This is a genomic window from Blautia sp. Marseille-P3087 (assembly GCF_900120195.1).
Lineage (GTDB): Bacteria > Bacillota > Clostridia > Lachnospirales > Lachnospiraceae > Blautia_A.
The window spans coordinates 1,470,375-1,493,940 of record NZ_LT635539.1 but is presented as its reverse complement, the minus strand read 5'-3'; the positions used below and the strand labels follow the sequence as shown (position 1 = coordinate 1,493,940).

Below are 23,566 nucleotides of genomic sequence, written 5' to 3'. Positions count from 1 at the left end.
CACAGATAATCAGAAAGGTGGGATTGTATGGAGGGTTATGATATGCCAACCGATATTCAGTTTAAAGATGAGCTGCGCAAGGAAGAGATTAAACTGGAAGAACAGATTGAGATGCTGAAAAACAAAGAGTATGACAAAATGCTTGCAAAATTTGAACGGGAGTTAAAAAGAGTTCGTGAGAGTTTGCAGGATTAAGGTTTACAGGAAGTTAGTTAAGGTAAAAAACTGACGTACCGTTACGGGTGCGTCAGTTTTTGTATGCATTATTTTTTCTTAGGTGTTACCGGTGGCAGATCGCAGTAATAAGCGATGCCGAGTGGTGTTACGAGAAGCGGATGAACCGGGCGGTAGACCGGAAGGCCGAGCTTCTTTTCGAATACAGTGGTGAATTCACGAAAGCTTGCAGAACCGCCAACGACATAAACTGCCGGAACCTGATATCCGTGGAGGAATTTCTCTGTGATCGTAGCCATTTTTTCGATTACGGCTTTGATGACAGGGAAGATTTCGTCTTCTTTTTCCGGAGTGGTCTTGAGGACTTCGGCTTCTTCGTATGGGATGCGGTAATGTCCGGCAACGGTCATAGTCATATGGCTGCCGCCTGTGGCTTCGTCGTCTGTGTAGATGACTTTGCCATCTTTGAGGATGCTGATGCCGGTTGTACCGCCACCGACATCGACAACAGCTCCATCGGTGATCTTCAGCACAGCAGCAGCGGCTGTCGGTTCGTCTACGATGTTGGTGACTTCAAACCCGGCACCTTCAAGTACATATCCGATGCTTTTGACGCTACCTTCGGAAACTCCCGGAGGGATCGCAGCAGCGGCATAAGGAAGTTCAACACCAAGTCTCTCTTCCAGTTCTGCTTTGAGCCTGGTGACAAGCTGGACGGATTCATAATAGTTTACGATCACACCATCCTGAATCGCATGAGACGGTGCGGAAATACCTGCGATTGGGCGATTATTCGTATCGACAACGGCAAGGACTGTATTGGCAGTACCAAGGTCGACACCCACTTTCAGGCGTCCCCGGAATTTCTTGCATTCGCCGGATTCTACCAGCTCTGCAAAATTAGATAAAGTTCGGTTTTTCAGTTCCATGTATGTAGCTCCAATGCTGTTTATTTGATGATTGTACCTGTTTTTTCACGATAACCGTCTCTTGCATGGGCGATGTCGGTGATGATAGTGCGGTGACCGCTGCCTTTGGATGCAAAGGATACGGCTGCTTCGATCTTTGGAAGCATGGAACCTGCAGTGAACTGATTTTCTGCGATATATTTGTTGGCATCGTCCACAGAAACAGTATCCAGCAGAGTCTCATTGTCTGTATCTTTGTTGAGGCTGACTTTTTCGACGCTGGTGAGGATCAGAAGTGTATCTGCATCAAGTTCTTCTGCAAGAAGCTCACTGGCAAGGTCTTTTTCGATGATGGCACTTGCACCGTGAAGGTCGATGCCCTGCTCCATAACCGGGATTCCGCCGCCGCCGGCAGCGATAACAACCTGTCCTGCATTTGCAAGAGTGCGGATAGTTTCGAGCTCGATAATTTTCTGCGGTTTAGGTGCTGCAAGGATTCTGCGGTATTCACCTTTGGCAGTCTCTGTAACGAAGTTACCTTTTTCCTCTTCGGATTCAGCTTCTTCGGAATTAAGAACTCGTCCGATGATTTTTTCCGGTTCGCCAAATGCTTCATCATATGGATCGATGACAACCTGTGTCAGGATAGTTGCAACCGGCTTGTAGATACCGCGGGAAAGTAATTCTGCGCGGATCGCGTTCTGAAGGTCATAGCCGATATAACCCTGACTCATGGCAGAGCATACAGACATCGGAGCAAAGGTATAGTCCGGATGTGCTTTTCCGAATTCATTCATTGCGGTATGGATCATGCCGACCTGTGGTCCGTTGCTGTGGGAAATGACAACATTTGCGCCTTCTTCAACAAGGTCTGCAATTGCTTTTGCTGCTTCACGGGTAGCCGTTTTCTGTTCAGGAAGTGTTGTGCCAAGGGCTTTGTGACCAAGAGCAACAACAACTGTTTTTTCGCTCATATGGATTCCTCGTTTCTTTTCATTTTTGCTGTAAATGAAGCTGTTTTCTATAATTTTCTATTATAAAAGAATGGAACCGGAATTGCAATGGAATTAAGGTAAAAAGATAGAAACCGTTACTGTTCACAGGTAACTAGAAACCTTGTGGCGTACGTGCTATACTGAGAGAAAATAAGGGGGTGCAGTATGAATTATAAAATCAGTAATTCAAAATTATCTGTAGAAATTTCCTCAAAAGGAGGAGAACTTCGTTCTATACAGGATGCAGAAGGAAAAGAATATCTGTGGCAGGGAGATGCGGATTCATGGACGGACAGAGGGCCGAATCTTTTTCCGTATATCGGGCGGATGACGGACGGACAGTATCGTTATCAGGGAAAGACGTATCATATGTATATCCATGGATTTTTGCCATATATGGAGATGAATCTGGTGGAGAAAAAAGAAGACGAGCTGGTTCTCAGGCTTCAGAATACACCGGAGACGGAGCTGTGTTATCCGTTTTTGTTTGAACTGGATATTTGCTGGAAACTGATAGAAGATACGCTTCAGATTACATATTATGTCAGAAATAAAGATATAAAGACGATGTATTTCGGTATTGGCGGTCATCCGGGATTCTGCGTGCCGATTGCGGATGGACTGGCATTTGAAGATTATCGCATTGATTTTGGAGAAAATGCGCAGTTGAGCCAGGTGGTTTTGTCAGATGACTGTTTTGTGACGGAAAATACGGTGCCGGTGCCGCTTGTTGATGATCGTTATCTGCCGTTGCAGCATGGATTGTTTGACAGAGATGCGATCGTTTTGAATGAGATGCCGAAAAGCCTTATGATTGAGAACAAAAAAGACTGTCGGAAGATTCGCGTGGTTTATGAGGATATGAATTATCTCGGAATCTGGCACTGGCCAAAAATGGAAGTAAACTATGTCTGCATTGAGCCGTGGAGTTCTCTGCCATCCCGAAAAGGAATCACAGAAGATCTGGAGACACAGCCGAATCTGCTTCATCTGGACAGTGGTTGTGAATACAGAAATACATGGAGCATTACCATAGAAAAGTAAAAAATGAAAAGAGCAAAGGAAAAGCCGCCTGTACGCAGGCGGCTTGTTTCCTTAACTTTTTGAGGGGGGAGATAGAGAGTGGTTATTCATCTATCCAATACCTATTATAAGCAGGAAATATGTTTAAACTGTGTACTAAATCTAAAAGAAAAATAAAACTTCTAAAGAAAATTTAAAGAAACTCTTTAATTTTTACAGGCTCTTGTAGCCTGGACCGAAACGTGCTAAAGTGTGCTTATCTGAATTTCAGTTCTTTGAAATTCATAACTTTCAATCGTCATTTCGACAATGATCCCATGAAGAATGCAATGTGAAAGGGGAAATGCCTATGGACTGAGGAACAATGCCGGTGTTTTATTATTTGAAACTATTTGACAGAAGTTTTTTGAAGTGAAAAGGAGTTCTTTATGAAAAACAGAATAATGAGAAAAATAGCGGCGGCAGGTATGGCAGTTTTCCTTGTCGGGATGTCGGCGGGAAGCGGATATATCTGGAAAGATGTGTCAGTTTATGCGGCGGAGGCAGGGCAGAGGAAAGAGGCGTGCATAGACGCAGGGGACAGTATGAAGCAAAGTGCGGGGACGGAGAAGCCTGCAGTGAGAGAAGATAAAGAAACAGTCAGTGAAGCGAACGAAATGAATGTAATGGAAAATGTAACAGAGGAAATTGTGGGCGCATCAGAGACTGTGGGTGTAGAATCAATTCTGGACGAAGCAGAACTCCCGGATAATGCATTGCCGCGGATTGGAAGCGAAGATTCAGAGGAAATTTCAGACAATCTATTTTCGGAAAATGAAAATGCGGATTCATTTTCTGATAGCAGTGGTGATACAGATACAAATTTACAGGCAGATCTGAGCCTGTCAGTTCAGGCTGAGGATGATACGATAAAAGCCGGAAGCGATCTGGTATATACGATAACTGCCGAAAACACAGGGGAATGCGACCTTAAGGATCTGAGGATCAGCTACAATTTTTCAGAGAAAGGTCTGTCCGGAGAGTGGCCGGAAGGAGCAGAAGATGCAGTGGGAAATACTGCATATATAGAGAAACTTGAGGCAAGTGCGACGAAGATTGTGTATCTGACGGTGCATCTGCCAGAGGAAAGGACAACGGCCGTTTCTTTAGCGCTGACAGCAGCAGCCGGTAAAGTATCAGGAGATAATGATACAGGAGAAGCAGAAGAAATCGTAAAAAATGCAGAGCTTGTAACGCAGATTCAAGCGTTGCAGGCTGCATTTGAAGTGACCAAAACTGCAGACCGTTCTATGGCAGTTCCGGGGGATGAGATCCGTTTTCTGATCTGTATCAGAAATACCGGAGAGCGCACATTGCATTCAATTGTTACGACGGAGCGTTTTCAGCTTGGAAATGTACCGGTGAGATTTCTGGAAAAAGATGGTGTCAGACTGAATAAATCCAAAACAAAGGCAAAGATTGAGCAGATCGCACCCGGGGAAGCTTTCGGTCTGGAGGCGGTCGTGACACTGCCGGAAGATCTGGAAGACCAGAATCTGGTCAATGAAGTTTCGGTGACGACTCTGGAAACAGGGGAGCAGACAAAAATTGCACAATCTGAAATACAGGTAAAAGCAGCGGAAGAAGAAAAACAGAAAGAAACAAATGCCGATATTGATGGAGAGATGGGAAGTGAGCAGGATGAGAGCAGGCCGGCATCCACACATCCAAAAACCGGAGATCCATATCAGCCTTTTCTGTGGCTTTTTATGATCCCCGGTTCTGTACTGGCTGTCGGTTGGCTCCGCAGCCGGATGTGAAATTTTAAAATATTTGCTTTATCAGCAGAAATTAAAGGATGTCGATGTGCTCACCGGCAAGTGCTTTATTCATGCTGCGGACAGCACAGAATTTACCGCACATGCTGCAGGTATCGCTGTGGTCATCTTCCGGCAGACGGTCATCGCGGATTGCTTTGGCAGTTTCCGGATCGAGTGCACATGCAAACTGAGCATCCCAGTCGAGGACACGGCGTGCATCTGCCATTTTATCATCAATGTCTCTGGCATGTGGGATCCCTTTTGCAATATCGGCAGCGTGTGCAGCGATTTTTGAAGCAATAATGCCCTGTTTTACGTCTTCTACATTAGGAAGAGCGAGATGTTCTGCAGGTGTGACATAGCAGAGGAATGCTGCACCATTCATTGCGGCAACGGCACCACCGATGGCAGCCGTGATGTGGTCATAACCAGGTGCGATATCGGTAACAAGAGGTCCGAGTACATAGAAAGGAGCACCCATGCAGATGGTCTGCTGAACTTTCATGTTTGCAGCAACCTGATCGAGCGGAACGTGTCCCGGACCTTCAACCATAACCTGAACATTGTGAGCCCATGCACGTTTGGTGAGTTCGCCCAGACGGACAAGCTCTTCGATTTGGCAGACATCTGTGGCATCAGCCAGACATCCTGGACGGCAGGCATCACCGAGAGAGATAGTAACGTCATGTTCTTCGCAGATATCAAGGATTTCATCGAAATATTCATAGAACGGGTTTTCTTCGCCGGTCATGCTCATCCATGCAAAGACAAGGCTTCCGCCACGGCTTACGATATTCATTTTACGTTTGTGTTTTTTGATCTGTTCGATGGTTTTTCTGGTAATTCCACAGTGAAGTGTGACAAAGTCTACACCGTCTTCAGCGTGGAGACGGATGACATCAATGAAATCATGAGCAGTCAGTTCAGAGAGATCACGCTGGTAGTGGATCACGCTGTCGTACACCGGAACGGTTCCGATCATGGCAGGACATTCGTGTGTAAGTTTCTGACGGAATGGCTGTGTGTTGCCGTGACTGGAAAGGTCCATGATTGCTTCTGCACCGAGATCAACGGCTTTCATGACTTTCTGCATTTCGATATCGTAATCCTTGCAGTCTCTGGAGACACCGAGGTTTACGTTGATCTTTGTGCGGAGCATGCTGCCGACACCTTCTGGATTCAGGCAGGTGTGGTGTTTGTTGGCACAGATCGCAACTTTGCCTTCTGCGACCAGTTCCATCAATTTCTCAACCGGCATATGTTCTTTTTCTGCAACGGTTTTGATCTGCGGAGTTACAATCCCTTTGCGGGCAGCATCCATCTGTGTTGTGTAAGTTGTCATATAATATTTTCTCCTTTTATGTAAATGATAAGTGTTTGCATTGAGAGACGATAAATCCTGTGGTGGATTATCGTTAATTGATTCGTCCGAGCGTGTGATCAAGGGGACCGGAACCATGACCGAGGTTCATCTGCGATTTCAGAGCATCAGTGAGATACTGTTTGGAACGACGCACAGAAGCTTCGAGAGAAAAACCTCTGGCGAGGTTCGAGGCAATTGCGCTTGAAAGTGTGCAGCCGGTACCGTGAGTGTTTGGATTATCGACGCGTTCACCATGTATCCAGGTACTATGTCCGTTCGCATAAAGAAGATCGTTGGCATCATTAATACAGTGTCCGCCTTTCAGAAGGACGGAAACATGGAATGTTCCATAAAGTGCACGCGCTGCGTTTTCCATAGAAGCGGCATCTGTGATCTGCATTCCGGTGAGGGCTTCTGCCTCTGGAATATTTGGGGTGATGACCTCGGCGAGTGGAAAAAGCTCTTTCTGGAGAGTTTCTTCTGCGTCTTTGTTCATCAGGCGATGACCACTGGTAGATACCATGACGGGATCCAGAACGATGTGGCGGGCCTGATACTGACGCAGCTTGGAAGCTACGTGTCGCATGATTTCAGAAGAAGAGAGCATTCCGATTTTGACGGCATCCGGAAAAATATCAGTAAAAATGCAATCGAGCTGATTATCGAGAAATTCAGACGATGTTTCCTGAATGCCGTAAACACCGGTCGTATTCTGTGCAGTCAGGGCGGTGATCGCGCTCATTGCATAAACACCGTTCATAATCATTGTCTTGATGTCGGCCTGGATACCTGCACCACCGCTGCAGTCACTGCCGGCAATTGTTAATACAGTTTTCATAATGTTTTTGTCCTTATCATGTTTAGATATATTCAAAAGCTATATCGTTTTCAGCTGTTCGAGCAAACGTCTGACAGCGGAAGTTTTGTCTGCTGGTTTGAAAAGTCCGCTGATGACAGCTGCTCCGGCAATTCCGCTTCCGGCAAGGTATGGAAGATTGTCACTGTTTACACCGCCGATCGCCACGACAGGAATCTTTACGGCCTGACAGATCGCTTTCAGGGTTTCGATGGGAAGCTGTGATACATTGGTTTTGGTCGTACTTCCAAAGATGGCACCGCATCCGAGATAATCAGCTCCGGCAGCTTCGGCGGCAAGAGCTTCTTCAACATTATGGGCACTCCCGCCAATAATGAAATCTTTTCCAAGAAGATTTCGTGCTTTCTGGATGCCCATATCGGAAAGACCAACGTGAACACCGGAAGCACCGGATTTCTTTGCAAGATCCGGGCGGTCATTGATGATCAGAGGAACCTGATAACGATCACATAAATCTTTCAGAAGAGATGCTTCTGTCAGGATTTCTTCATCGGACATATGCTTTTCACGAAGCTGTACACAGGTAACGCCTGCTTTCAGAAGCTCTTCTGTGACAGAGACCAGTGTTTCACCTGGTTTCAGCCAGCTCCGGTCAGTGACAGCATATAAATTTAATTGTCTGGCATTGATTTTCATAGATTTGTCTCCGTGTCAAAAATTTTTTTTCCAGCACATCAAAAAGCTGTGTATGGAAAGTTCCGATACCACCATGGACGGCATCTGTCCGCTGTCCGGCACAATAAGCGACCTCTCTCCAGAGAGTTCCGGCGGCACAGGCTGCATCAAACGGTGAATCTGCTGTGCACAGGAATAAAGTGCAAAGTGCGGAAAGCATGCATCCACCGCCTGTAATGCGGCAGATTCTGGAATCACCGCCAGTGAGAAGCTGCGTGTTTTCTCCATCAGAGACAACGTCCATAGCTCCGGTGATCAGAACAGTTGTCCGAAAGAGATTTGCGGTTTGCTTTGCAGTAGAACAGACATCTGATTCGGTAAGATGCAGGGCACTTTCAACTCCACCATGGGAGCCGGGAGTAACACTGTCAGAAAAAAGAGCACAGAGAACGGCCGCTTCTTCCTGATTACAGCGGATCAGATCCGGGTATACCTGATCGAGCAGTTTTTTTATAGCTTTCTGACGAAAGATGCTGGCTCCGACACCGACCGGATCCAGTACTACGGGATGCCCGAGAACATTGGCTTCTTTTCCGGCATGGATACAGGCTTTGATTTTTGCATCGTCAGGAACTCCGGTGTTCAGGAGAGTTCCCTGACAAAAGCCCGTGATCTCTGCCGCTTCTTTGTCATCCTGCCCCATAACGGCACTTCCGCCAGCGGCCAGAAGAAGATTGGCAACATCCTGCATAGTCACCGGATTGGTGAGACAGTGGATTTTGGGCGCTTTCCTGCGGATATTTTGAAAAATTACTTCTATATTAGTAACATGCGGCATAGATTATCTCCTGACTGTATGAAGTATCTGGCTTTTTTCAAAAACGCGAAGCAGTACAAAAGCGAGGACACTTCCTGCGAAGGTTGAGATAAAAAACGGAAGCATGTACACTGTGAATCCAGCCGGTGCAAGTCCCATAAGCAGTTTTGCGACAGGGTATGCGGCAAGTCCGCCGAGAATGCCGGTTCCGAGTGCTTCAGCAGCACAGGTAGGAGCAAGTTTTCCGGTCAGGCGGAATACCAGTCCGCAGCACAGTGCACCGAACATACTTCCCGGGAAAGCAAGCAGGCTTCCGATGCCGAGAAGATTACGGATCAGGCTTGCGCAGAATGCGATTCCGACACCCCACCATGGACCGAGGATGACGGCGGCAAATACATTGACCATGTGCTGGACAGGGGCGCACTTGCTTCCGGCAACCGGGACGCTGATCAGACTTCCGGCAACTGCAGCAGCAGTCAGAACGCCGGCAATGGCAAGTTTCTGGGTTGATGTTGTTTCATTTTGGTTCATAATAACCTCCTGTTTTTCCTGAGGATAGATGGCAACAAAAAAGAAGATACCGCGCAGGTACCTTCTCAACTTGTCTGATATCAAAAAGAAAATCCAGATGGAAACTCTTTATGGGCATTCGGTATATCCCTACGTTGGCATTATCCAAATCAGGTTAAGGGTCGAAACGAAGAAGTTTCCTCTCAGCCGGCTTAAGGCCAACTCCCCTGTTTTTATTTACAGATATATTATATAGCCGGAAATGACAGATGGCAAGAAAAAAATCTGCTGCATTGAAAATAGAATGCACTTGTGCTATTCTGTAATGGAATATATCCGTTGGGAGAAACGGAGTAAATAACACATATATCCCGAGGCAGAGGAGGAAAATATGAAAGTATCAACACTATTAGAAGGTTTGGAATATATCTGCTGTCAGGGCAGTACAGGACAGGAAGTCACTACCGTTGTGTATGACTCCCGCAAAGTAGAAGAAAATTCGTTGTTTATCTGCATCCGTGGTGCGGTTGTGGACGGACACAAATTTGTACCGGATGTCATCGAAAAAGGTGCAAAAACTCTGATCGTTGAAGAAGAAGTTGAGGCTCCTTCAGATGTAACAGTGATCAAAGTTGCGGACACCCGTTATGCGATGGCATTTATTTCTGCGGCATATTTCGGTCATCCGGCAAAAGAACTCAAAACTATTGGAATTACCGGAACAAAAGGAAAGACAACGACAACTTACATGGTAAAATCGATTCTGGAAAATGCCGGTTATAAAGTTGGTCTGATTGGAACAATCGAGGCAATCATCGGAGATAAGCATATTCCGGCACACAATACGACACCGGAATCATATCTGGTTCAGGAATATTTTCGCAAGATGGCAGATGCCGGCTGTGACTGTGTAGTTATGGAGGTTTCATCACAGGGACTGATGCTTCACCGTACACAGGGATTTGTTTTTGACTATGGTATTTTTACAAACATTGAACCGGACCATATCGGACCAAATGAGCATAAGGATTTTGACGATTATTTAAGATGCAAATCCATGCTGCTCCGTCAGTGCAAAGTCGGAATAGTCAATCGCGATGATGAACATTTCGAGAGGATCATCGAGGGACATACCTGCACACTTGAGACTTACGGATTTTCTCCGGAGGCAGATCTGCGGGCCGAGGATGCACATATGGTAGGTGGCAGAGGCTATCTTGGAATTTCCTATCAGCTCAAAGGTCTGATGGAGTTTCCGGTAGAGATCGACATTCCGGGTAAATTCAGCATTTACAATTCTCTGACAGCAATTGCAATCTGTCGTCATTTTAATGTTTCACAGGAAAACATCATTAAGGCGCTGAAAGTTGCAAAAGTAAAAGGTCGTATCGAGATGATCAAAGTATCTGATGAATTTACATTGATGATCGATTATGCACACAATGCGATGGCACTGGAGAGCCTTCTGACGACACTTCGTGAATATCATCCGCATCGTCTTGTATGTATGTTTGGATGTGGAGGAAACCGTGCAAAATCCCGCCGCTATGAGATGGGGGAAGTTTCCGGAAGACTTGCAGATCTGACGATCATCACATCCGATAATCCGAGATATGAGGAGCCGCAGGATATCATCAATGATATTAAGATCGGTATTTCAAAGACAGACGGCAAATATGTCGAGATCTGCGACCGTAAGGAAGCAATCGCATATGCGATCCACCACGGAGAACCGGGGGATATCATCGTTCTTGCAGGAAAAGGTCATGAGGATTATCAGGAGATCAAAGGCAAGAAATACCCGATGGATGAGAGAGTGCTGATCGAAGAAATCCTTCAGGAGGATAAAGAAAGAGCAGAAAAATAAATGACTTATGCGGATATTATCGTGGACATATCCCACGAAAAAGTTGACCGCAGTTTTCAGTATAAAGTTCCTGAAGAACTGCAGTACAAACTGCAGGTGGGAATGGTGGTGACGATTCCTTTTGGAAACGGAAACCACGAACGAAAGGGCTATGTGATCGGTCTTTCAGATACACCGGCATTTGATACATCACGTATGAAAGAACTTACGGGTATCTGCAGCAGTGAAGAAACTACGGAGGAGAGGCTGATTGCGCTTGCCGTGTGGATGAAAAAACAGTATGGCTCCACCATGGTTCAGGCACTGAAAACCGTTCTCCCCGTGAGAGAAAAGGTCAAAGCCAAAGAAAAACGATATATCATATTGAACGTCAGCGAAGAAGAGGCGGAAAAAATTGCAGGGAAGCTGGAGAGTGGACGATGTAAGGCAAGGGCAAGGCTTGTGCGTGCGCTTCTTGAGGAAAAGAAACTCGATTATACAAAAGCATCCAAAGAATTTGGTATGACTGCCTCTGTTCTTCGTCCGCTTGCGGATGAGGGAATTGTTCAGGTTGTGCAGGATGAAGTTTACCGCATGACTGTAGACGGGGCGAACATTCCGCATGAGGAACTTTCAATTCTTACAGAACCGCAGCAGGAAGCTTTTGACCAGATTCAGGAAGAATGGAAAGCAGACCCTCCCCGGCCGGTTCTGATTCATGGAGTCACCGGAAGCGGCAAGACACAGGTTTATATGAAACTGATCCGTCAGGTGATCGATGAGGGAAAACAGGTTATTGTGCTTGTTCCGGAGATTGCGCTGACATATCAGACAGTTCGGAGATTTTACGGCTGGTTTGGTGAAAAGGTTTCCGTACTGAATTCCCGTCTGTCCGCCGGAGAACGCTACGACCAGTTCAAAAGAGCCAAGCGCGGTGAGATCCAGATCATGGTAGGACCGCGTTCGGCGTTGTTTACACCGTTTTCAAATCTCGGTCTTATTATTATAGATGAAGAACATGAGCAGTCCTACAAGAGCGAAAACAGTCCGAGGTATCATGCGAGAGAGACTGCACTTTACCGTGCACAGATGGAAAATGCCCGCCTTGTCCTCGGTTCGGCGACACCATCGCTGGAAGCCTATACGAAAGCGAAGAATGGTGAGTTCCGTCTTGTAAAGCTTAAAGCCCGGTTTGAAGACCGACCGCTTCCGAAGGTAAGCGTTGTAGATCTCAGAGAAGAATTGCGGGAGGGAAATCGTTCGGTTTTGAGCCGCAGTCTGACAAATGCTATCGAAAACAGGCTGGAATGCGGAGAACAGGCAATTCTTTTTCTGAACAGGAGAGGGTATGCAGGATTTGTTTCCTGCCGTTCCTGTGGTGAAGTTCTGAAATGCCCGCATTGTGATGTGGCTTTGACGGAGCACAATAATGGCAGACTGGTCTGTCACTATTGCGGATATGAACAGCCACGGGTGGAAAAATGTCCGGTATGCGGTTCGCCTTATATCGGAGGATTTAAGGCAGGAACGCAGCAGATCGAGCAGGTTCTGCACAAGAATTTCCCAAAAGCGCGTATCCTTCGTATGGACTATGACACAACCAGAGCAAAAGGCAGCTACGAAAAGATATTGTCTTCGTTTGCAGCGCATGCGGCTGACATCCTCGTCGGTACGCAGATGATCGTCAAAGGACACGATTTTCCGGACGTAACACTGGTAGGGGCGCTTGCAGCAGATCTTTCCTTAAATGCAGCAGATTACCGTTGTGCGGAGCGGACGTTTCAGCTTCTGACACAGGCGGTAGGCAGATCGGGACGTGGAACGAAGCCGGGTGAGGCAATCATTCAGAGCTATCATCCGGACCATTACAGTATCCGGACCGCGGCAGAACAGGATTATGAAGCGTTTTATCAGGAAGAAATGGCATACCGCATGCTGATGGATTATCCGCCGGCGGCGCATATGCTTTCCGTGCTGGTATCAGGCGAGAATGAAGAGCTTCTGGAGCAGGGAATGGATTATCTTGCGAAGTTTGTGGAGCGGATCGCTTCCAGATATCGGATCCATGTGATTGGCCCTGCGTATGCGGCGGTCGGAAAGGTGAATGATATTTACCGTAAGGTTCTGTATCTCAAGCACAGAGATGAACGCATCCTAATGGATATCAAAGATAAAACAGAAAAGTACATTGAATTAAATTCCGGATTCAGGAGACTGTATATACAGTTTGATTACACTTAGGGTTAGAAAGTAGAAAATTACATAAGATAAAAAAGAGAGGAAGAAATAAAAATGGCAATCAGAGTAATCAGAACAGAAGAAGACCCGGTTCTGCGCAAGATCAGCAGACCGGTAAAAGAAGTAACACCGAAGATCATAACTTTGATCGACGATATGCTTGATACAATGTACGAGGCAATGGGCGTTGGTCTTGCAGCACCGCAGGTCGGCATCCTGAAACGTATCGTTGTAATCGATATCGGCGAGGGACCGATCGTTCTGATCAATCCGGAGATTCTGGAAACTTCCGGAGAGCAGACCGGCGATGAGGGCTGCTTAAGTGTTCCGGGAATGGCTGGTCAGGTAACAAGACCAAACTATGTAAAAGTAAAAGCCATGGATGAGGACATGAATGAAGTGATTTATGAGGGAACCGAGCTTCTGGCACGTGCATTCTGCCATGAGATCGACCACCTCGACGGAAAAATGTATACCGACCTGGTTGAGGGCGAACTGCACAGAACCAGTTATGACGAAGAAGACTGAGCTGGTATTTACAAGCAGACCCGTGTATTACGGAGAAAAGAGGAGCAGACTACTATATGAAGATTGTTTATATGGGAACACCGGACTTTGCAGTGCCGCCGCTTGCCGCACTTGTAAAAAACGGATATGAGGTTACCGCTGTAGTAACGCAGCCGGACAAACCAAAAGGAAGAGGAAAGACACTTCTGCCGACTCCTGTCAAGGAAGAGGCAATGAAACATGACATCCCGGTCTATCAGCCGCTTAAGGTACGTGATCCGGAATTTGTAGAAACATTAAAAGAACTTGAGCCGGATATGATCGTGGTTGCTGCATTTGGCCAGATTATTCCAAAGACGATTCTGGATATGCCCAAATATGGATGTCTGAATATCCATGCATCCCTTCTTCCGAAATACAGAGGAGCCGCACCGATTCAGCAGGCTGTGATTGACGGAGAAAAAGAATCTGGGGTGACGATTATGAAAATGGGTGTCGGACTGGACACCGGAGATATGATCTCCCAGGGAATCGTACCGCTTGCTGCGGATGAAACGGGTGGAAGCCTCTTTGACAAACTGGCAGAGGAAGGCGCTGAACTTCTGATCCGTACGATCCCGTCTATCGTGGATGGAACTGCGGTCTATACGAAACAGCCGGAAGAAAGCCCGACTCCGTATGCGGCAATGATCAGTAAAAAAATGGGGCTGATGGATTTTTCAAAGAGTGCCACAGAGCTGGAGCGACTGGTGCGTGGAATGAATCCATGGCCGAGCGCCTATACTTTCCTGAACGGAAAGACACTGAAGGTGTGGAAATGCTCTGTTGAAAGTGAAAATTGTGGAAAAGAGGCACCGGGAACCATCACCGGTGTGGATAAAAAAGGAATTCATGTAGCCTGTGGAACAGACAAGCTGGTTCTTGAAGAAGTACAACTGGAAGGCAAGAAGCGGATGGAGACAGATGCTTTTCTTCGCGGCTATCAGGTAACAGAAGGTATTATGCTGAAAGATCATAAGGAGTGATGCGGATGTACGGATATGGTTATGGATATTACGGATTCGACTGGACTTATATACTGCTGATTATCGGAATGCTGCTGTCACTTGCTGCATCCGCAAGGCTGAAGAGTACTTTTTCCTATTACAGGAGAATACGGAGTGCTTCAGGGCTTACCGGTGCAGAAACAGCAAAAAGAATCCTGCAGGCAGCCGGTATCACAGATGTGCATGTACGTGCAATTTCCGGAAGTCTGACGGACCATTATGATCCGCGGACAAAAACAGTAAGCCTTTCCGAAGATATTTACGGACAGACTTCACTGGCGGCTGTGGGTGTTGCTGCCCATGAATGCGGACATGCCATTCAGCATGCGATTGGTTATGCACCGCTTGAATTCCGAAGTGCGATTGTTCCGGTGGCAAATTTTGGAAGTACACTTTCCTGGCCGCTTTTTCTGATCGGGCTTTTTTCAGGAATCCGTCCGCTGGTGACAGCAGGTATTGTACTTTTTTCACTGGCAGTACTGTTTCAGCTTGTGACACTTCCTGTTGAGATCAATGCATCCTCACGTGCATTAAAGATGCTGCAGAGTACCGGAATCCTCGGGACAGACGAGACACGCGGGGCAAGAAAGGTACTGACCGCAGCTGCAATGACTTATGTGGCAGCGCTGGCAGCTTCCATATTACAGCTTTTAAGACTTTTGATACTTGCAGGAGGACGAAGAAGGGATGACTAACGGAATTAATACGAGAGAGATGATACTGGAGATTCTTCTTCAGATCAATGAAGAGGGAGAACACAGTCACATTGCAATTCGCAATGCACTCTCCAAATATCAGTTCCTTCCCAAACAGGAGAGAGCTTTTATCACAAGAGTGTGCGAGGGAACACTGGAATACAGAATACAGATTGATTATATTATTAATTCCTTTTCGAAAATTCCTGTTGATAAAATGAAAGCACCAATACGTGAAATATTACGAAGTGCTATCTATCAGATGAAATTCATGGATCGTGTGCCGGACAGTGCCGTCTGCAATGAGGCGGTAAAACTTGCACAGAAAAAAGGTTTTTATAATCTGAAACCTTTTGTAAACGGCGTTCTTCGGACTGCGGCAAGACAGATGAATGAACTGGAATACCCGTCAAGAGAAGAGAATCTTGTCCGCTATCTGTCCGTTCGTTATTCCATGCCGGAGGAGCTGGTAAACCGCTGGCTGGAAGATTATGGTGAGGAAACTGCCGAAAAAATACTTGCAGATTTCCTTAAAGAAAAACCAGTGACCATTCGCTGCCGTACATATTTGAATTCTGTTGATAAAATTTGCGACAGCCTGAAAAATCAGGGAGTTACCGTTGAACCGGCGCCATATCTTCCTTATGCAAAGCGCATTTCAGGATACAATCATATCCTGGCGCTTGATGCATTTATTCAGGGGAAAATCCTTGTACAGGATGTAAGTTCCATGCTTGTGGCGGAGATTGCAAACCCGTCCAGAGGAGATTATGTCATTGACATGTGTGCTGCACCGGGCGGAAAGAGTCTTCATATGGGAGATAAGATGGAAGGGTTTGGTACAGTAGATGCCCGTGATATCAGTCAATACAAGGTGAATCTGATCGAGGAAAATATTCAGAGAACCGGTTCTATCAATGTGCAGGCAAAAGTGCAGGATGCCACACTGTTTGATGTAGAATCCGAATGTAAGGCAGATATTGTTCTTGCAGATGTACCATGCTCCGGCTATGGTGTGATAGGCAAAAAACCGGAGATCAAATACCGTTCTACTGCCCAGAAGGAGGATGAACTGGTCATTCTCCAGAGAACAATCCTTGATAAGGCGGCAGAGTATGTGAAACCGCGCGGAGTGCTGATCTTCAGTACCTGCACGATCGCAAAAGAAGAAAACGAAGATAATATGATGTGGTTTATGAATAACCATCCATTTAAGCTTGAAAGCATAGATGACTGTATTCCGGAAGAACTTCGATCTGAGACGACTGCACTTGGTTATCTGCAGCTGCTTCCGGGAGTGCATGGAACAGATGGCTTCTTCATTGCAAAATTCAGAAGGAAATAATTATGACAGATATAAAATCAATGAATATGGAGGAGCTGAAAGAGCTTATGACGCAGATTGGTGAAAAACCGTTCCGCGCAAAGCAGATCTATGGCTGGCTGCATGAGCATCTTGTTACCTCCTATGATGAAATGGCAAATATTCCGAAGAGTCTGAAGGAAAAACTGAAAGATTATCCTATTACAGCCCTGGAAGAGCTGGATGTACAGACTTCAAAAGTAGACGGAACCAGAAAGTATCTGTTTCGTCTTTCGGATGGAAATATGATTGAAAGTGTCCTGATGCGTTATAAGTATGGAAATTCTGTCTGCATTTCTTCTCAGGCAGGATGTCGCATGGGCTGCCGTTTTTGTGCATCTACGATCGGTGGTCTGACGAGAAATCTTCTTCCGTCGGAGATGCTGGATCAGATTTACAGAATACAGACTTCCATCGGAGAGCGTATTTCCAATGTGGTGGTGATGGGAACCGGTGAGCCGCTTGATAATTATGATAATCTTCTCAGATTTATCCATATTCTGACAGAAGACGGAGGAATTCATATCAGTCAGCGAAATCTTACGGTATCTACCTGCGGGCTGGTTCCGAGAATTTATGAGCTGGCAGATGAAAAGCTCCAGATGACACTTGCAGTATCGCTTCATGCACCGAACGATGAAAAGAGACGGGAACTGATGCCGATCGCCAACAAATATTCCGTGGATGAACTTCTTGAAGCATGCCGATATTATTTTGACAAGACAGGACGCAGGATCACTTTTGAATACAGTCTGGTGGCCGGTGTGAATGACAGTAAAGAAAATGCACAGGAACTGGCCGGCCGCCTGAAAGGCCTGAACTGTCATGTAAACCTGATTCCGGTCAATCCGGTGAGGGAGCGTTCTTTCGTGCGTTCGACCCGTCAGGCAGTGGAGAATTTCAAAATAAATCTTGAAAAATGCGGAATTAATGGTACTATTAGAAGGGAAATGGGCAGCGATATTGACGGTGCCTGTGGGCAGCTAAGAAAAAGATACATGGAAAAAACAGAAAGTGAGAAGTGACATGAGGGTATATTCAGCTACGGATGTAGGCCAGAGAAGGAAAATGAATCAGGACTATGTGTTCGTTTCCGAAAACCCGGTTGGAAATCTTCCGAATCTGTTTGTCGTCGCTGATGGAATGGGCGGACATAATGCAGGGGATTATGCATCCTCACATGCAGTTCAGACTTTAGTGGACGAGATTCGAAGAGACGCGGATTTCAACCCAATCAAAGTGATTCGTCATGCCATCGAGACTGCAAATATGAAGATTCTGGACCGTTCCAGAAGTGATGAAAATCTGCGGGGAATGGGTACAACCATGGTAGTCTGCACGATCGTGGGACATTATGCATATGTGGCCAATGTCGGAGACAGTCGTCTGTATGTGGTACAGGGGGAGATACATCAGGTAACAAAAGATCATTCCCTTGTACAGGAAATGGTCCGCATGGGTGAGATTAAACCAGAGGAAGCCAGAAACCATCCGGATAAAAACATTATTACAAGAGCACTTGGTGCAGAGCGTACCGTAGATATTGACTTTTTTGACCTGAAACTGGAACCGGACAGTACGATCCTTATGTGTTCCGATGGTCTGAGCAATATGGTAGAGGACAGTGAAATCGAAAAAATCATACTGAACCAGACAGAAGAACTGCCGCAGAAGGGTGAAAGACTTCTGAGAGAAGCCAACCAGAACGGTGGTAAGGATAACATAGCAGTCATACTGGTAGAACCATTCACGAATGAGGTGGAAAAATGTTAAAAACAGGAATGATCATAGCAGAGCGCTATGAAATCTTAGGGAAGATCGGCACCGGTGGGATGGCCGATGTATATAAGGCAAAAGATCACAAACTGAACCGTTTTGTAGCGGTTAAAGTATTAAAACCGGAATTTCGGGAGGATACTACATTTATCCGTAAATTCCGCAGTGAAGCGCAGGCAGCTGCAGGACTGACACATCCGAATATTGTCAATGTGTTTGATGTAGGGGATGACGAGGGAGTTTATTACATTGTAATGGAGCTTATTGAAGGTATCACTCTGAAAGAATACATTGCAAAAAAAGGCAAACTCTCTATTAAAGAAGCAACCAGCATTGCCATTCAGGTATCCATGGGACTGGAAGCTGCGCATAACCATGGAATTGTACATCGTGACGTAAAACCGCAGAATATCATTATTTCAACAGATGGCAAAGTCAAGGTTACTGATTTCGGAATTGCAAGAGCAGCGTCCTCCAATACCATCAGTTCCAATGTTATGGGGTCTGTACATTACAGCTCACCAGAACAGGTACGCGGCGGATATAGTGACGAAAAGAGTGATATTTATTCACTCGGTATTACTTTATATGAAATGGTTACCGGACGTGTTCCGTTTGACGGAGACACAACGGTGGCAATCGCAATCAAACATCTTCAGGAAGAAATGGTTCCGCCGAGCGTGTATGCGGAAGAACTGCCATACAGCCTTGAGCAGATTATCCTTAAATGTACACAGAAGAGTGTAAACCGTCGTTACGGCAAGATGGAAGATGTGATTGCAGACCTGAAGCATTCTCTGATCGAACCGCAGGGAGATTTCGTTAAATTATCTTCTGTAGATAATGAGGCAAAGACTGTTGTGATTTCTGATGAAGAACTTGGAGAGATCAAGCACAGTCCGAAGAAACGTACATCAGATATCGCACAGCTTGAAGATGAGGAATACGACACCGATTATGATGACGGTGAAGATGATTATGATGACGATGGTGATTATCGCCGTAAGCGTTCCTCCGATAAGAAATCCAGGAAGAAACATAAAGCACCAAATACCGGTCTTACGATTCTTGCACTTCTTGCAGGTGCGGCTGTTCTGGTTGCTGCAATCTTCTTTATCGGCAAAGCCGCCGGTATCATTGGCGGTGACAGCAGTGCAGACACTTCACAGACAGGACAGAATACCGATGCTTCGACAGAGGAAGAAGGAATGGTGGTTGTTCCGGATCTGGTAGGAAAGACTGAGGAAGAAGCAACTGCACTTCTTGAAGAAGAAAAACTCGGCAAGCAGATGATGGGAGAAGAAATCTCCACACAGGAAAAGGGACGCATCTCTTCTCAGAATATCGCAGCAGGAACAAAGGTTGGACAGTATACAACTCTGAAATACTACATCAGCAAGGGCCAGCAGACTGTTACAATGCCTGACCTTTCAGGAGAGACCGGAGTGGATGCGAAACAGACACTGGAAGATCTCGGACTTAAAGTAAATATTCAGAAAGCATACAGTGAAGATGATGGAAGTGGTTATCCGCTGGTAAATCCGGGATATGTAGATTCTTATACACCGGAAGCTGGAAGCAGTGTAAGTGCAGGCGATGAAGTAACTCTGGTTGTCAGCCGTGGTCTTGATTATGGCAACAGTGTATCCGTACCGAGTGTTGTCGGCATGACAGAAAACGATGCGATCACTACACTTGGCAAATGGATCGATGTTCAGGTAACAGAGCAGCAGAGTACAGATGTGGCAGCAGGAGAAGTTATTTCTCAGAATCCGGAAGCTGATACGACAGCAGATCCGGATCAGCCGATCACAATCGTAGTCAGCAGTGGTAATGAGGCACCGGCAGCGCAGACAGATAATACAGCTTCTGTAGCAGATACTCAGACAGATAATACGGCAGCAACACAGTCAGCAGCTGATACAAGCGCACAGCAGAGTGCTGCTGTGGCAAATGGTGAAGTATGGAAATGTACACAGACTTTAAATACACCAACCGGTTATAAGGGCGGAGCAATTCGTCTGGAACTGATTCAGGAAGTAAATGGAGAGATGACATCTACACAGGTTGTGGACGGAGAAAAACTTACTTTCCCATATACACTGGATATCACCGGTGCACCGGGAGTCAGTGCCGGTACATTGTATGTATCTGAACAGATAAATGGTACCTACCAGCAGCTTGGACAGTACCCGATCACTTTCCAGAAAGCCGAGTAATCCATGCAGGGAAAAATCATAAAAGGAATTGCCGGTTTCTATTATGTATACGGAGAGGATGAGATGCTTTATGAATGTAAGGCAAAAGGAATCTTCCGTAAAGATAACCAGAAACCGCTGGTAGGCGATAATGTGGAGATTACAGTTCTTGATGAACAGGAACACACCGGAAATCTGATCAGGATTCTTCCACGTAAGAATTCGCTGATCCGTCCGGCTGTGGCAAATGTGGATCAGGCATTTGTGATCTTTGCAATGGAAAATCCAAAACCGAATTTTATGCTTCTGGACCGTTTCCTGATCATGATGGAACAGTCAGATGTTCCGGCAGTGATCTGTTTTAATAAAAAAGATCTTGCATCGGAGCAGGAAGTGACAGAGCTTTATGAAACTTACAAAAACTGTGGTTATCATGTGATTCTGTCCAGTGCCCTCGAAAAGGAGGGGCTGGAGGAAATCCATGAGATTCTGAAAGGAAAGACAACTGTAGTTGCCGGGCCGTCCGGAGTCGGAAAATCATCACTGACCAATCTTTTACAGGGAGAGGTGCAGATGGAGACGGGTGAGATCAGTAAGAAACTGAAAAGGGGACGTCATACGACACGCCACTCGCAGGTTATTCCTGTCGGAGAAGATACGTTTCTTATGGATACGCCGGGATTTTCTTCCCTGTATCTGACAGATATGGAAGAGCAGGATCTGAAAGATTATTTTCCGGAGTTTCGAAAATATGATGAAGAATGCAGATTTCAGGGATGCAGGCATATTCATGAACCGGGATGCAGAGTAAAAGAAGCACTCGAGGACGGAAAAATCAGCAGCATCCGATATGAAGATTATCTTAGTTTATATGAAGAATTAAAAGAGAAAAGGAGATATTAAATGGAGTATCGATTGTGCCCCTCAATTTTGTCCGCAGACTTTAATCGCCTGGGAGAACAGATTCAGACTCTTGAAAGGGCCGGAGTCAAATGGCTTCACATTGATGTAATGGATGGAGATTTTGTACCAAGTATTTCATTCGGAATGCCGGTGATCAAATCAATCCGCAAAGAATCCAGAATGTTTTTTGATGTACATCTGATGGTTTCTGCACCGGAGCGCTACATTCAGGATTTCGTAGAATGTGGAGCGGATTCTATCACAGTACATGCAGAGGCCTGTGAAGATCTTGAAAGGGCAATTGAACTGATCAAGGATGCCGGTGTAAAAGTCGGAGTATCCATAAAGCCTGCTACACCGGTTAATGACATCAGTCACCTTCTGGAAGATGTTGATATGGTACTGATTATGACAGTACAGCCGGGATTCGGTGGACAGAAATATCTGACGGAGTGTACAGAAAAGATTGAAGAACTGAAAGAAATTATTGACAGAGAAGAGCTGAATGTGGACATAGAGGTAGATGGCGGAATCAATGATGAAACGATCGAAACCGCTATGAAAGCAGGGGCAAATGTTCTTGTTGCAGGTTCTTATGTATTTAACGGTGATCTGGAGTCCAACGTGCATAAGATCCAGAAAAGAATGAAAGAGATCAGCGAAAAGATCGATTGAGGAACAATATGAAAGATGTGATCATCGTAAGCGGGGGCAATATCCAGAGAGATTTTGCCCTCGATTTTTTACAGAAAAATAAAAAAGAAAATGCATGCCTGATTGCAGCAGACAAAGGTGTGGAATTTTTTGTCGGAACAGACTGGGTGCCGGATATAGCTGTTGGAGATTTTGACAGTCTTTCTTCTGCCGGAGAGAAGTACCTGAATACTTTGAAGGAAACAGAAATCGTACGCCTGAAACCGGAAAAAGATGATTCTGATACGCAGTCTGCGGTGAACTTTGCAATTGACAGAGGGGCGAAAAACATCACGATTTTTGGAGCAACCGGTAATCGCATCGACCATCTGATTGCAAATTTCGGACTGCTGGTGCTTGGCAGAGAGCGTGGCGCAGATATCACGCTGATCGATCAGTGGAATTATATGAAACTGATAGAGAGTGGCGCTGTGCTTAAGAAGAAAACGCAGTTTGGAAAATATGTGTCATTTTTTTCTCTTGAGGGCGATATGCCGGGGCTGACGCTTGTGGGATTTAAGTATCCGCTTAATCACTATCATCTCAGATTCTCGGACAGTGGACTGACTGTCAGCAATGAGATCGAAGCGGAAGAAGCAGTCGTGTCATTTGATGGAAAAACTCTTCTGATGCTGATGACAAGAGACTGACAACAGAACGGAGTGGAAAAAGCTTTGACAGAATATGAGCTGATACGTTCCAGAAGAAAATCTCTGGCGATTCAGGTAAAGCCGGATGGCGGCGTGATCGTACGGGCACCGCTTCGTCTGGCGAAATATCGGATAGAGAGATTTATAACGGAGCATGAAGACTGGATTCGGATGCAGCAGAAAAAGGTTGAAAAATACAGAGAACAGATACATATCATTACAGAAGAAGAGCGGCAAAATGGTATACTACGGGCAAAGAAAATTTTTCCGGAGCGTACGGCATATTTTGCGAAGCGTATGGGAGTTACGTATAACCGCATTACGATCCGGGAGCAGAAGACCCGGTGGGGAAGCTGCAGTTCAGCCGGAAATCTGAATTTTAACTGGAAACTGGTTCTGATTCCGCCTGAACTTCTGGATTATGTAGTTGTTCATGAACTTGCGCACCGCAAAGAGATGAATCACTCGCCGCGTTTCTGGGCAGTAGTCGAAAAAGAACTGCCGGATTACCGCGATCGGCGGGAAAAATTAAAAATACTGGGAAGACAACTGGGATGACCCATTAGG

General features: G+C 45.8%; 23 protein-coding genes and 1 riboswitch. Of the genes, 16 read left to right on the top strand and 7 right to left on the bottom strand.

Annotated features, from left to right (window positions below):
* Window positions 1-27 precede the first annotated feature (27 nt).
* Window positions 28-195 (top strand): hypothetical protein, encoded by a 168-nt coding sequence (locus BQ7344_RS16165; RefSeq protein ID WP_159431361.1) that lies wholly within the window; start codon window positions 28-30, stop codon window positions 193-195.
* Window positions 196-263: 68 nt separating this feature from the next.
* Here BQ7344_RS16165 and eutJ read toward each other — a convergent pair whose 3' ends face one another.
* The gene (gene eutJ, locus BQ7344_RS07155; RefSeq protein ID WP_072522024.1) at window positions 264-1,103 is read right to left on the bottom strand and encodes an ethanolamine utilization protein EutJ; all 840 of its coding nucleotides are present in this window, start codon (window positions 1,101-1,103) and stop codon (window positions 264-266) included.
* A 20-nt stretch (window positions 1,104-1,123) separates the two neighbouring features.
* Window positions 1,124-2,056 (bottom strand): carbamate kinase, encoded by a 933-nt coding sequence (arcC, locus tag BQ7344_RS07150; RefSeq protein ID WP_072522023.1) that lies wholly within the window; start codon window positions 2,054-2,056, stop codon window positions 1,124-1,126.
* Window positions 2,057-2,242: 186 nt separating this feature from the next.
* On the opposite strand from arcC, the gene BQ7344_RS07145 reads away from it, so the two are divergent.
* Complete coding sequence (locus BQ7344_RS07145; protein WP_072522022.1) at window positions 2,243-3,121, top strand: aldose 1-epimerase family protein; 879 nt, start codon at window positions 2,243-2,245, stop codon at window positions 3,119-3,121.
* Window positions 3,122-3,528: 407 nt separating this feature from the next.
* A complete protein-coding gene (locus tag BQ7344_RS07140) occupies window positions 3,529-4,899 on the top strand; it encodes a COG1470 family protein (protein WP_072522021.1) in 1,371 nt (456 codons plus the stop codon).
* A 31-nt stretch (window positions 4,900-4,930) separates the two neighbouring features.
* Here BQ7344_RS07140 and thiC read toward each other — a convergent pair whose 3' ends face one another.
* The 5 genes from thiC to thiW form a co-directional block, all read right to left on the bottom strand.
* Window positions 4,931-6,241 (bottom strand): phosphomethylpyrimidine synthase ThiC, encoded by a 1,311-nt coding sequence (gene thiC, locus BQ7344_RS07135; RefSeq protein WP_072522020.1) that lies wholly within the window; start codon window positions 6,239-6,241, stop codon window positions 4,931-4,933.
* Window positions 6,242-6,314: 73 nt separating this feature from the next.
* Window positions 6,315-7,100 (bottom strand): bifunctional hydroxymethylpyrimidine kinase/phosphomethylpyrimidine kinase, encoded by a 786-nt coding sequence (gene thiD, locus BQ7344_RS07130; RefSeq protein WP_072522019.1) that lies wholly within the window; start codon window positions 7,098-7,100, stop codon window positions 6,315-6,317.
* 39 nt (window positions 7,101-7,139) lie between these two features.
* A complete protein-coding gene (thiE, locus tag BQ7344_RS07125) occupies window positions 7,140-7,775 on the bottom strand; it encodes a thiamine phosphate synthase (protein WP_072522018.1) in 636 nt (211 codons plus the stop codon).
* Complete coding sequence (locus BQ7344_RS07120) at window positions 7,732-8,592, bottom strand: hydroxyethylthiazole kinase (RefSeq protein WP_072522017.1); 861 nt, start codon at window positions 8,590-8,592, stop codon at window positions 7,732-7,734. The genes thiE and BQ7344_RS07120 overlap by 44 nt, the downstream gene beginning before the upstream one ends.
* A gap of 3 nt (window positions 8,593-8,595) precedes the next feature.
* Window positions 8,596-9,105, bottom strand: a complete 510-nt coding sequence (gene thiW, locus BQ7344_RS07115; protein WP_072522016.1) for an energy coupling factor transporter S component ThiW — start codon at window positions 9,103-9,105, stop codon at window positions 8,596-8,598.
* 109 nt (window positions 9,106-9,214) lie between these two features.
* Window positions 9,215-9,323, bottom strand: a riboswitch (TPP riboswitch).
* 152 nt (window positions 9,324-9,475) lie between these two features.
* Here thiW and BQ7344_RS07110 point away from each other — a divergent pair.
* Genes BQ7344_RS07110 through BQ7344_RS07050 form a run of 13 tightly spaced genes read left to right on the top strand, consistent with a single transcriptional unit; the run spans window position 9,476 to window position 23,557 of the window.
* Window positions 9,476-10,951, top strand: a complete 1,476-nt coding sequence (locus BQ7344_RS07110) for a UDP-N-acetylmuramoyl-L-alanyl-D-glutamate--2,6-diaminopimelate ligase (protein ID WP_072522015.1) — start codon at window positions 9,476-9,478, stop codon at window positions 10,949-10,951.
* On the top strand, window positions 10,952-13,171 hold the full coding sequence (gene priA / locus BQ7344_RS07105; protein ID WP_072522014.1) for a replication restart helicase PriA: 2,220 nt from the start codon (window positions 10,952-10,954) through the stop codon (window positions 13,169-13,171).
* Window positions 13,172-13,222: 51 nt separating this feature from the next.
* Complete coding sequence (def, locus tag BQ7344_RS07100) at window positions 13,223-13,696, top strand: peptide deformylase (RefSeq protein ID WP_072522013.1); 474 nt, start codon at window positions 13,223-13,225, stop codon at window positions 13,694-13,696.
* Window positions 13,697-13,752: 56 nt separating this feature from the next.
* Entirely contained in the window at window positions 13,753-14,700 is a 948-nt protein-coding gene (gene fmt, locus BQ7344_RS07095; RefSeq protein WP_072522012.1) for a methionyl-tRNA formyltransferase, read from the top strand.
* 5 nt (window positions 14,701-14,705) lie between these two features.
* Window positions 14,706-15,416 carry a zinc metallopeptidase gene (locus BQ7344_RS07090; RefSeq protein WP_015541962.1) on the top strand — a complete coding sequence of 237 codons (711 nt, stop codon included), beginning with the start codon at window positions 14,706-14,708 and terminating at the stop codon, window positions 15,414-15,416.
* Entirely contained in the window at window positions 15,409-16,761 is a 1,353-nt protein-coding gene (gene rsmB / locus BQ7344_RS07085) for a 16S rRNA (cytosine(967)-C(5))-methyltransferase RsmB (RefSeq protein ID WP_072522011.1), read from the top strand. The genes BQ7344_RS07090 and rsmB overlap by 8 nt, the downstream gene beginning before the upstream one ends.
* Before the next feature lie 2 nt (window positions 16,762-16,763).
* Complete coding sequence (gene rlmN, locus BQ7344_RS07080) at window positions 16,764-17,804, top strand: dual-specificity RNA methyltransferase RlmN (RefSeq protein WP_072522010.1); 1,041 nt, start codon at window positions 16,764-16,766, stop codon at window positions 17,802-17,804.
* Between the two features lies 1 nt (window position 17,805).
* The gene (locus tag BQ7344_RS07075; protein ID WP_072522009.1) at window positions 17,806-18,552 is read left to right on the top strand and encodes a Stp1/IreP family PP2C-type Ser/Thr phosphatase; all 747 of its coding nucleotides are present in this window, start codon (window positions 17,806-17,808) and stop codon (window positions 18,550-18,552) included.
* On the top strand, window positions 18,546-20,774 hold the full coding sequence (pknB, locus tag BQ7344_RS07070) for a Stk1 family PASTA domain-containing Ser/Thr kinase (RefSeq protein ID WP_072522008.1): 2,229 nt from the start codon (window positions 18,546-18,548) through the stop codon (window positions 20,772-20,774). Before BQ7344_RS07075 ends, pknB begins: the two co-directional genes overlap by 7 nt.
* A gap of 3 nt (window positions 20,775-20,777) precedes the next feature.
* Window positions 20,778-21,656: a ribosome small subunit-dependent GTPase A gene (rsgA, locus tag BQ7344_RS07065; RefSeq protein WP_072522007.1), complete on the top strand. Its 879-nt coding sequence runs from the start codon at window positions 20,778-20,780 to the stop codon at window positions 21,654-21,656.
* Window positions 21,657-22,331, top strand: coding sequence for a ribulose-phosphate 3-epimerase (rpe, locus tag BQ7344_RS07060; RefSeq protein ID WP_072522006.1), 675 nt, complete (start codon window positions 21,657-21,659; stop codon window positions 22,329-22,331).
* Entirely contained in the window at window positions 22,328-22,999 is a 672-nt protein-coding gene (locus tag BQ7344_RS07055) for a thiamine diphosphokinase (RefSeq protein ID WP_330392823.1), read from the top strand. Before rpe ends, BQ7344_RS07055 begins: the two co-directional genes overlap by 4 nt.
* Window positions 23,000-23,011: 12 nt before the next feature.
* Window positions 23,012-23,557 (top strand): M48 family metallopeptidase, encoded by a 546-nt coding sequence (locus BQ7344_RS07050; RefSeq protein ID WP_235816065.1) that lies wholly within the window; start codon window positions 23,012-23,014, stop codon window positions 23,555-23,557.
* Window positions 23,558-23,566 lie beyond the last annotated feature (9 nt).